Here is a 9,240-nt window from a genome sequence, read left to right as displayed (position 1 = left end):
ATCAGCGTCTCAGGGAGAAGTACATGGCCGATGCCTACGTAAGGAACATGAAGTGACCACACCGCCTACGGGCCAGACTTTTCGCATCGTCAAGCCGACCGCTTCGCCTCCGGATACCGAGGAGACCGTGGAAGCGGTCCGTGGTGCCAATCCATTCGTCGGTCTGACCCCAGGCCAAGTCGCCAATGCCGCGGCGCGGTGGGCCCAGGCGCTCGTGCGCCGTCCCAGGGTGCTCATCGACTCGGTCGGCGGTTGGGCGGCCGACGAGGCGCGTGTGATCATTGGCAAATCGGAGGTCAAGCCCGATCCCAAGGACCGCAGATTTGCGGACCCGGCGTGGCATGATTCTCCGCTCTGGCGCAGGGTCGTTCAGTCGTACCTGGTCACGCGCGACAGTGTGATGGGCTCAGTCGACAACCTCAACCTCGACGCCAAGTCGGCCGATCGTGCCCGGTTCGCGCTGATGCAGGTGACTGAGGCGACGGCGCCGACCAACAATTTGCTGACCAATCCGACGGCACTGCGCACCCTGGTGGAGACACGCGGCAAGTCGGTTGCCGACGGTGGACGCCACTTCCTGCACGATCTGATGCACAACGGAGGCATGCCATCGCAGGTCGACACCCGTCCCTTCCAGATCGGTGTCAACACCGCCGCTACTGCCGGTGCCGTGGTCTACCGATCGCCGATGTTCGAACTGATCCAATACGCACCGAGCACCCCGAAGGTCCACGCCGTGCCGACGGTGATCATTCCGCCTCAAATCAACCGGTATTACTTCCTCGATCTCGCTCCGGAGCGGAGCTTCGTCGAGTACGCGGTTAGTCAAGGACTCCAGGTCTTCTGCATTTCGTGGCGGAATCCCACACCGCGGCAACGTGATTGGGATCTTGACGATTATGCCGCCTCCTGCGTGAAAGCCATTCGCATCGCCGAGGAGGTGACGGGCGCACCGAACGCGAACATCGCGGGATTCTGCGCCGGCGGAATGACCACCTCGGCGGTACTGTCCCACCTCGCCGTCACCGAACCATCGCTGGTCAATGCCGCCACTCTCGGCGTCACCCTCATCGACAGCGACGAGAACAGCACGCTGAACATGTTCGCCAGTGAACGCACGGTCGAAGCCGCTCTGGCCCGTTCTCGCAACAAGGGGGTGCTCAGCGGGGAGAGCTTGGCGAAGTTGTTCGCCTTCGTGAGACCCAATGACCTCATCTGGAACTACGTAGTCTCCAACTATCTGCTCGGCAAGAACCCACCGGCATTCGACGTGCTTGCGTGGAATGACGACGCCACCAACATGCCAGCCGCACTGCACGCGACGTTCCTGGACATCTGGCTGAATAACGCCTTGGTCAACCCTGGTCGTTCGAGTGTCCTCGGCACGCCTGTCGACTTGCGGAAAGTCGAGAACGACATGTACGTGGTGGGTGCTCGCACCGATCACCTCGTGCCGTGGCAGTCGGCTTATGCCGCGACCCAGCACTTCGGCGGAAACGTGCGTTACGCGTTGTCCAACAGCGGCCACGTTCAGGCACTGATCAATCCGCCGGGCAACCCCAAGGCCACGTACTTTACGAACGACGAGCATGTGTTGGATCCGGAGATTTGGCTGAAGGGAGCCGACCGGCATCAGGGTTCTTGGTGGGAGGACTGGGCGGTCTGGAGCAAGAAGCGCTCCGGTGTGCTACGAGCCCGCCCGAACGCACTGGGCAGCGAGGCCTTCCCGCCGCTGGCGGAGGCTCCCGGCGAGTACGTACGCGAGTAGGGGATGCCGCAGACATGATGGATGTGCCCCTCACGACGTGGCTGCTCTTTGAAGGCGCCGCGACACACCACCGTTGCGCCGAGGTGGTCAGCCGCCTTCCTGACGGTGCCCTGCACCGCTACACGTACGGCGAGTTCTCCGCGCGCGCCAGGCAGTTGATGAACGCGCTGGACGCTTTGGACGTGCCCCAAGGCGCGGTCGTGGCGACACTCGCGTGGAACAGCTACCGGCATCTGGAGGCCTACTTCGGGGTGCCGTGCTCTGGCCGAGTGCTGCACACACTCAACCTCCGGCTCTCTGCGGACGAACTGGCCTTCATCATGAGCGATGCGCAGGACACGGTCGTGTTGGTGGATCCGGACTTGTTGCCGCTGATCGAACAGGCCGCGCCGCGGGTGCCGTCACTGCGACACATCGTGGTGCTGGCCGACGACGCCACCGCGGCCAGCGACCCGAACGTGCTCGCCTATGAGCAGCTTCTTGCCGCCGCGAGCCCGGAATACGCTGCGCGGACCCTCGATGAGTGGTCGGCTGCGTCGCTGTGCTACACCTCCGGCACCACCGGACGGCCAAAGGGCGTCCTGTCGACTCACCGGTCGGTGTTTCTCCATGCGCTGGCGGTGACGTCCGGTGCCGGCATGTCGGTGGGACCGAGCGACTGCGTGCTGCCCCAGGTTCCCATGTTTCACGCGAGTGCCTGGGGTCTGCCCTATGCGGCTGTTGGCGTGGGAGCCAAGCTGGTGTTCTACGGCGGTGCGCTGGAACCCGGTCCCTTCGTGGACCTACTACTGACTGAGCGAGTGTCGGTGAGCGCAGCGGTGCCCACCGTCTGGGCCGGTGTCGCCGAGGAGCTCATGAACCGTCCGGAGCCAGCCAGAGACATTCGCCACATCATTTCCGGAGGTAGCCAGCCCCCGCGGGCTCTCATCGAGCGCTATCTCGACGAACTCGGCATTCCCATCGTCCAGGCCTGGGGCATGACGGAGACCTCGCCGCTGGCGAGCGTGGCCTGGCCCCAGCACCGCATGAAGGACTGGCCCAAGGAGACCATCACCGACGCAGCGCGCCGGCATGCCGGGCTTCCGCTGCCTGGTGTGCTCGTGCGGCTGCGCGACGGGAACGGTTCTCAGGTGCCCTTCGATGGGACGTCGATGGGCGCGCTCGAGGTACGGGGGCCGTGGGTTACCGACGGATACCTGCACGGTCATGGAGCCGATGACTTCACCCGCGACGGATGGTTCGTCACTGGTGACGTTGCGATCGGATCGTCAGATGGTTACTTCGTGATCGCCGACCGCACAAAGGATCTCATCAAATCGGGTGGCGAGTGGATTTCGTCGGTCGACATGGAGGCTGCGATCATGGCCATGCCGGACGTGCTAGAGGCCGCGGTCATCGCGGTCCCCCATCCGAAATGGGTGGAACGGCCGGTCGCCTACGTCGTGGCGCACCCTGGAACTCATGTCGGCTCCGACGAGGTGCATCGCCACCTCGAGAGGAGCGGGTTCGCCCGCTGGCAGTTGCCCGATCGTGTCGAGTTGATCGACGAGGTGCCCAAGACCGCCGTCGGCAAGTTCGACAAGAAGGTGCTTCGCGCAAGGGATGCGTCGTCGTGACGTCCAGCGAAGCCGATAGCAGCCGGACCGTTCACGTAGGGCCAGCGCGGGTGCGTATCCGGACCCAGGGGACCGGGGAGCCGTTGGTCCTGCTGATGGGTATCGGGGGTCACCTCGACATGTGGCAGCCCCTTACCGAGCGCCTCCTGCTCCCCGGCCGTCAGCTCGTGTCGTTCGACTTCCCCGGCACGGGTGCGTCCTCGCTGCCGTGGTTCCCGCCGACGATGGCGCACAGTGCGCTATTCGTCCGACTGCTCATGCGCAAGCTCGGACTCTCCCGCGCAGACGTGCTCGGGTATTCATGGGGCGGGCTGTTGGCCCAGCAGCTGGCCGCTCAGCACCCCCGCGTCGTGAACAGGCTCGTGCTGGCCTGTACGGGCCCAGGAGTCCTGTGCGTGCCAGCAGATCTCCGCGTTGCTGCCCGACTGCTCACGCCGCGGCGGTATTACTCCCCCGACTACCTGCGGAAGATCGCGGCGGATACCTACGGCGGCAGGTTACGGCGGGATCCGAAATTGGTCGACGGTGAGGTGGCCGCGCGCATGAGCCATCCACCGAGTTGGCCGGGATACGCCTTCCAACTCGTGGCCGCCAGTACCTTCTCTACCTTCGCCATCGCCCCGCTCATCAAGAGTGATGCGCTGATCCTCGGCGGTGGCGACGATCCGATCGTCAAAACCAAGAATCAGTTGATCCTGCACCGCCTCATCAAGGGCTCAGCACTTCAAATCGTTGAAGAGGCAGGGCACTTGGTTCTGCTTGATAGCCCCGAGAAGATGGCGCCCATCATCGACGGCTTCCTCACGAACCCTCCGCAGTGAGGCCGCTGCAACGCATCGACGCTCAGAAGTTGGCCAGCACGCGCCCGCACTGACGACGTGCTGCACCTCGCCGCCGTCGACACCACACTGAACACAGTCGAGCGGGTGCTGGACGTGAAATTCGAACACGAGGCGCCCGACGCCAAATCGGCGGACGACCAGGTCAATGCGCAACTGGTAGCGAGCGAGCTGCGCGCCACGGTGGTCACGCGCCAATCCATTGCGGCGGACGCTTTTCGGCGAAGGCGATCGCGCCCTCCTTGGCGTCGTGCGACGTGAACACCGGTCCAATGATCTTCGCCTGCTCTACGAACACCGTGCCTGGCGCCCAGCCGCGCGACTCGACGATCACACGCTTGGTCGCGGCCACCGCGAGAGGCCCGTTGGCGGTGATCTTCTCGGCCAGCGTCATCGCCGCCCCGAGAGCGGTGCCGGGGTCGGCGAGCACGTTGACCAGACCCAATTCGTAGGCGCGCACAGCCGGCAGGTTTTCACCGGTCAGCGCCAACTCCATCGCGATCTGATACGGGATCCGCTGCGGCAGGCGGAGCAGACCGCCACCACCCGCCACCAACCCACGCTTCACCTCGGGGATTCCGAACACGGAATCCTTCGACGCGACGATCAAGTCGGTTGCCAGCGCCAACTCGGTACCACCGGCCAGCGCGTAACCCTCGACCGCCGCGATGAGCGGCTTGACGGGGGGCCGCTCGGTGAAACCCATACCGCGGCCCTCGATGGCCACGTCCTCGCCCCGGGTAAAAGCCTTGAGATCCATACCGGCACAGAAGGACCCACCAGCGCCCGTCAGAATGGCCACTGACAGTCCGGGGTCGCCATCGAGGCGGTCCATCGCGTCGGCAAGGCCTTGGCTGACCGCCGCGTTGACGGCGTTCTTCGACCCGGGCCGGTTGATCGTAACGATGAGGATCCGGTCATTGCGCTCGATGAGAACCTCGGGTTCGGCGCTCACACCAGCTCCAGAATGGTCGCGTTGGCCTGACCGCCACCCTCGCACATCGTTTGCAGCCCGTACTGAATTCCCCTGTCACGCATGTAGTGCAGCATCGTGGTCATGATGCGGGCACCGGAGCCGCCGAGTGGATGGCCAAGCGCGATCGCGCCGCCATTCGGGTTCAGTTTCTCCTCCTCGGCTCCAATGTCCTTGAGCCACGCCAAGGGAACGGGGGCGAAGGCCTCGTTCACCTCGTAGACCCCGATGTCTTCGATTCGAAGGCCGGAGCGTTTCAGCGCCTTCTGCGTCGCCGGAATCGGCGCGGTGAGCATGATCACCGGATCCGCGGCGGCCACCGTTGCCGTGTGTACCCGTGCCAAAGGCTTGAGGCTCAGCGACTTCGCCTTTTCAGCGGTCATCAGCAGCAGCGCGGCCGCGCCATCGGAAATCTGCGAAGCGTTACCGGCGTGGATCACCCCGTCGTCTTTGAAGGCCGGCTTCAGCGTGGCCATCTTCTCGATGGTGCCGCCACGGCGGATGCCTTCATCCTTGAGCACGAGGTTGCCGTCTTGGTCTTTGATGCCGACGATCTCATCATCGAATGACCCGGAATCCTGTGCAGCGGCCGCCTTTTCGTGTGATCCCAGTGAGAATCCGTCGAGCGCAGTACGGTCGAAGCCCCATGATTGTGCGATCATCTCGGCACCGATGCCCTGGTTGGGACGCCCGCCGAAGCGGGTGATGAACGAGTCGGGAAATGGGTCGCCGCCCGCCGCGAGCGTGGCCCCGATCGGCACCCGCGACATCGACTCCACGCCGCCCGCGACGACGACGTCGTAGTGTCCCGCGACCAGACCGGCCGCGGCGAAATGCACCGATTGCTGGCTCGACCCGCACTGGCGATCGATGGCGACCCCCGGCACGCTATCGGGCCACCCGGCCGCCAGAAGGGCGGTGCGGGCGATGTCGAAGGTTTGTTCACCGGTCTGCCCGACGCAACCCCAGATCACGTCATCGACGATCTCGGGATCGATACCGGCGCGCTGCACGAGTGCGTTGAGCACTTGGGCCGAGAGGTCGGCCGGGTGCACACCAGATAGGCCACCGTTGCGCTTACCGATCGGAGAGCGCGTCGCCTCGACGATGACTGCTTGGGCCATGTAGTTCTCCTTGAGACGCTGATTCAGGACATACGGGTCTGGCTCTGATTCAGGATACAGATATCTGTCTAAGATAGATATGAGGGGTGGTCGACGGTCGGCCTACCAAGTGAATGAAAGGACTATCCGAGTGGACATCAAAGATGCCGTCGCCATCGTCACGGGGGGTGCCTCCGGTCTCGGCTTGGCGACCACGAAGCGTCTCCTCGACCGCGGCGCGCACGTCGTCGTTCTCGACATCACGGGCGAGGACGTAGCGACCGGACTGGGGGACAGAGTGCGCTTCGCGGCCGCCGACGTCACCAACCCCGACGCGGTGACCGCGGCGCTGGACATCGCCGACGGGATGGGTCCGCTGCGGGTCGTAGTGAACTGCGCCGGCACCGGCGACGCCATCCGGGTGCTCTCGAGAAAGGGGGTGTACCCGTTGGATCTGTTCGCCCGCGTGATCAACATCAACCTGGTTGGCACCTTCAACGTGCTGCGCCTGGGAGCCGAACGCATTGCCAAGACGGATCTGGTCGGTGAGGAACGCGGCGTGATCATCAATACCGCCTCCGTAGCGGCGTTCGACGGACAGATCGGACAGGCCGCGTACTCGGCGTCCAAGGGCGGCGTGGTCGGCATGACCTTGCCGATCGCCCGCGACCTGGCCGACAAGGCCATTCGCGTGATGACCATAGCTCCCGGCCTGTTCGACACCCCGCTGCTGGCGGGTATGCCCGAGGAGGCCAAACACTCACTGGGTGCCCAGGTGCCGCACCCGGCCCGCCTCGGTGACCCCGACGAGTACGGGGCACTCGCGGTGCACATCGTCGAGAACCCGATGCTCAACGGCGAGGTCATCCGACTCGACGGCGCCATCCGCATGGCCCCCCGGTAGGCGGCCGGCGATGACTCTGTCGACGAAATTCACCAAGGTCTTCGGCGTCGAACATCCGATCGCCCAAGGCGGTATGCAGTGGGTTGGACGCGCAGAACTCGTGGCGGCCGTGGCCAACTCGGGTGCACTGGGCTTCATCACGGCGCTCACACAGCCGACGCCGGCCGATCTGGCCCACGAGATCGCATAGGCCCGACCCTACGCAGCGAACACCACGCGGCGCGTCGAACGGCTACGCGGCCCGTCGAATGGCTATAGGTGCGCTGAGCTCGGCGGCAGCCGGGGTAGCGAACGGCCCCGGCGATCATCGCGGGACCTTGCCCCACGCAGCGAACGTGGTGATGCCGACCATCATCGTGGACCGTGCGAAAGCCTCGTCCACGCACGTCAAGTCATCCTCGCCGAGGCCTACCGCCGCCGCGGCGGCCCGGGTGGTGGGCCACGCCTGGCGAAACGTCTCATAGGACGGCTCGCCGGGGCGACCCGTGGGCGTGTAAGCCTCGACGCCAAACCCCTCGAGGCTGAGCGCGGCGACGAGCCCGGGTAGTCGGCGACCGCAGTATGAGTCGACGACACCCGCGGCTCGCCACCGCGCGAACACGTCGTGCACGACGACCGATGCCCGGGCGGACTCTGCGGCACCGGCGAACTCCAGCAACCCGAGGTCGCCTTCTTCCAGGAGCACCCACCCACCGGGTGCCACCGCTGCGACGATGCGGCGAAACGCCGCCACGGGGTCGGCAAGATGTTGCAGCACGAAGCGGCAGTGCACCAGGTCGTAGGCGGCGGGTTCCAGATCCTCGCGCGAGACGTCATGGCGGCGCACGTTCACGGTCGCAGGGAGGCCGTGCAGGCGTTGCACGTCGATGTCAGTGGCCACCACCGAGCCGCCCGAACCGACGCGGCGACCGAGCCACTGGGCAATCGATCCGCCGCCGGCTCCGACCTCGAGGCACCGCCAGCCTTCGCCGACACCGATCGCTTCCAAGCGCTTGATCGTGAACGGATCATTGGCCTTCTGTAGTTCGTGGAGCCGGGCGCTTTCGCCGGCCGCACCAGCCGGACTCATCATGTAGCTACGGTCTCCGGCCACGCGGTTGCCTCCTGGTCGTTCGCCATCCCACGAGCGCGGCAGCTGACCGCCGGCTCGTGCTAGACCAGGGTGTCCAGGGACATGGCGAAGAACCCACCGATTTCGCGGACCGGCGCCGCGACGCGTTCAGCCGGGGTCGAGGTCATCGTGTGAGCGCGTCGTGGGTTGCTGGGCGCGCAAGCAGTGCGCGGGTAGCCGTCGCCGACGGCGCCGCCGGCTGGTCCCGGGGCGCGCACGCATGGCGGTCTGGTTCGGCGCCACCGGAGCACAGCCGCACGTGCGGGCTGGGCCTCACGCCAGGAACCTCAGGGGCAGTGCCCCGATGCCCCACACGTTGCCGGCGGTATGCCACTTGGGTTCGAAGCCCGACGGCAGGGCGAACGGCGGCATCATCTCGGTCATCAGCTGCAACACGATCTGAAGTTCTTGGCGCGCCAGATGCGAACCCAGGCAACGATGAGGGCCCAAACCGAACGCGGTGGTCCAGCTGGCACCGCGGTCGAGGCGGACTTCACCGGGATCGTCGAAGGCTGCGGGGTCCCGGCTGGCCGCGCTGGCCGCGAGCAGCACCGTGTCGCCGTCTTCATCTCGATTCCGTCCAGGGTGTAGTCCGATGTCAGGGTTCGGGCGGGCGGAACGATGGGATAGACGCGCAGCAGCTCCTCGAGCGCGGCCGGTATGGCCTCTGGAGAACTGCGTAGGTGATGCTGCAGATCGGGGTGGCGTGCCAGGTGATGGAAGATGACGCTGAGCTGGTTCGTGACGGTGTCCAGGCCGGCGATGAACAGCAGGAATGCGGTGTCGAGCACCTCTTCGGTGCTCAGCGGGTGCCCGTCGATGCCGACGGTGATCAGCGCGCTGATCAGATCGTCCTTGGGGTGTGCGCGCCGCTCGGCGATGATCTCCAAGAGGTAGTTGACGACGCTGGTCCCGGCTTGAGCGGA

Annotated in this window: 9 protein-coding genes and 3 pseudogenes; 5 read left to right on the top strand and 7 right to left on the bottom strand. The window is 65.5% G+C overall.

Going from position 1 to position 9,240, the window contains the following annotated elements:
- The first annotated feature begins 52 nt into the window (after window positions 1–52).
- Genes VNW74_RS01455 through VNW74_RS01445 form a run of 3 tightly spaced genes read left to right on the top strand, consistent with a single transcriptional unit; the run spans window position 53 to window position 4,205 of the window.
- Complete coding sequence (locus VNW74_RS01455) at window positions 53–1,768, top strand: PHA/PHB synthase family protein (protein WP_325674828.1); 1,716 nt, start codon at window positions 53–55, stop codon at window positions 1,766–1,768.
- A 14-nt stretch (window positions 1,769–1,782) separates the two neighbouring features.
- Window positions 1,783–3,384, top strand: a complete 1,602-nt coding sequence (locus tag VNW74_RS01450) for a long-chain fatty acid--CoA ligase (protein WP_325674827.1) — start codon at window positions 1,783–1,785, stop codon at window positions 3,382–3,384.
- The gene (locus VNW74_RS01445; RefSeq protein WP_325674826.1) at window positions 3,381–4,205 is read left to right on the top strand and encodes an alpha/beta fold hydrolase; all 825 of its coding nucleotides are present in this window, start codon (window positions 3,381–3,383) and stop codon (window positions 4,203–4,205) included. Before VNW74_RS01450 ends, VNW74_RS01445 begins: the two co-directional genes overlap by 4 nt.
- Before the next feature lie 205 nt (window positions 4,206–4,410).
- Here VNW74_RS01445 and VNW74_RS01435 read toward each other — a convergent pair whose 3' ends face one another.
- Both VNW74_RS01435 and VNW74_RS01430 read right to left on the bottom strand, forming a co-directional pair.
- On the bottom strand, window positions 4,411–5,178 hold the full coding sequence (locus VNW74_RS01435) for a crotonase/enoyl-CoA hydratase family protein (RefSeq protein WP_325674825.1): 768 nt from the start codon (window positions 5,176–5,178) through the stop codon (window positions 4,411–4,413).
- Window positions 5,175–6,320, bottom strand: a complete 1,146-nt coding sequence (locus VNW74_RS01430; RefSeq protein WP_325674824.1) for a thiolase family protein — start codon at window positions 6,318–6,320, stop codon at window positions 5,175–5,177. The genes VNW74_RS01435 and VNW74_RS01430 overlap by 4 nt, the downstream gene beginning before the upstream one ends.
- 130 nt (window positions 6,321–6,450) lie before the next feature.
- Between VNW74_RS01430 and VNW74_RS01425 the strand changes: the two genes are divergently transcribed.
- Together VNW74_RS01425 and VNW74_RS01420 are read left to right on the top strand one after the other, a co-directional pair.
- A complete protein-coding gene (locus VNW74_RS01425) occupies window positions 6,451–7,203 on the top strand; it encodes a 3-hydroxyacyl-CoA dehydrogenase (protein WP_325674823.1) in 753 nt (250 codons plus the stop codon).
- Window positions 7,204–7,213: 10 nt separating this feature from the next.
- Window positions 7,214–7,390, top strand: a pseudogene (locus tag VNW74_RS01420) (nitronate monooxygenase); the annotation flags it as partial.
- Between the two features lie 117 nt (window positions 7,391–7,507).
- Here VNW74_RS01420 and VNW74_RS01415 read toward each other — a convergent pair.
- The 5 genes and pseudogenes from VNW74_RS01415 to VNW74_RS31820 all read right to left on the bottom strand — a co-directional run.
- Entirely contained in the window at window positions 7,508–8,275 is a 768-nt protein-coding gene (locus VNW74_RS01415; RefSeq protein WP_325674822.1) for a class I SAM-dependent methyltransferase, read from the bottom strand.
- A gap of 80 nt (window positions 8,276–8,355) precedes the next feature.
- Window positions 8,356–8,532, bottom strand: a complete 177-nt coding sequence (locus VNW74_RS01410) for a hypothetical protein (protein ID WP_325674821.1) — start codon at window positions 8,530–8,532, stop codon at window positions 8,356–8,358.
- A 55-nt stretch (window positions 8,533–8,587) separates the two neighbouring features.
- Entirely contained in the window at window positions 8,588–8,710 is a 123-nt protein-coding gene (locus VNW74_RS01405; RefSeq protein WP_325674820.1) for a hypothetical protein, read from the bottom strand.
- A 45-nt stretch (window positions 8,711–8,755) separates the two neighbouring features.
- Window positions 8,756–8,866: pseudogene (locus tag VNW74_RS31825) on the bottom strand (hypothetical protein); the annotation flags it as partial.
- Between the two features lie 137 nt (window positions 8,867–9,003).
- A pseudogene (locus VNW74_RS31820) lies at window positions 9,004–9,204 on the bottom strand (cytochrome P450); the annotation flags it as partial.
- Window positions 9,205–9,240: the final 36 nt, after the last annotated feature.

Origin of the sequence: Mycobacterium sp. (assembly GCF_035570115.1) — a bacterium.
Classification (GTDB): Bacteria; Actinomycetota; Actinomycetes; order Mycobacteriales; family Mycobacteriaceae; genus Mycobacterium.
This window is presented reverse-complemented; position numbering and strand designations above follow the sequence as displayed.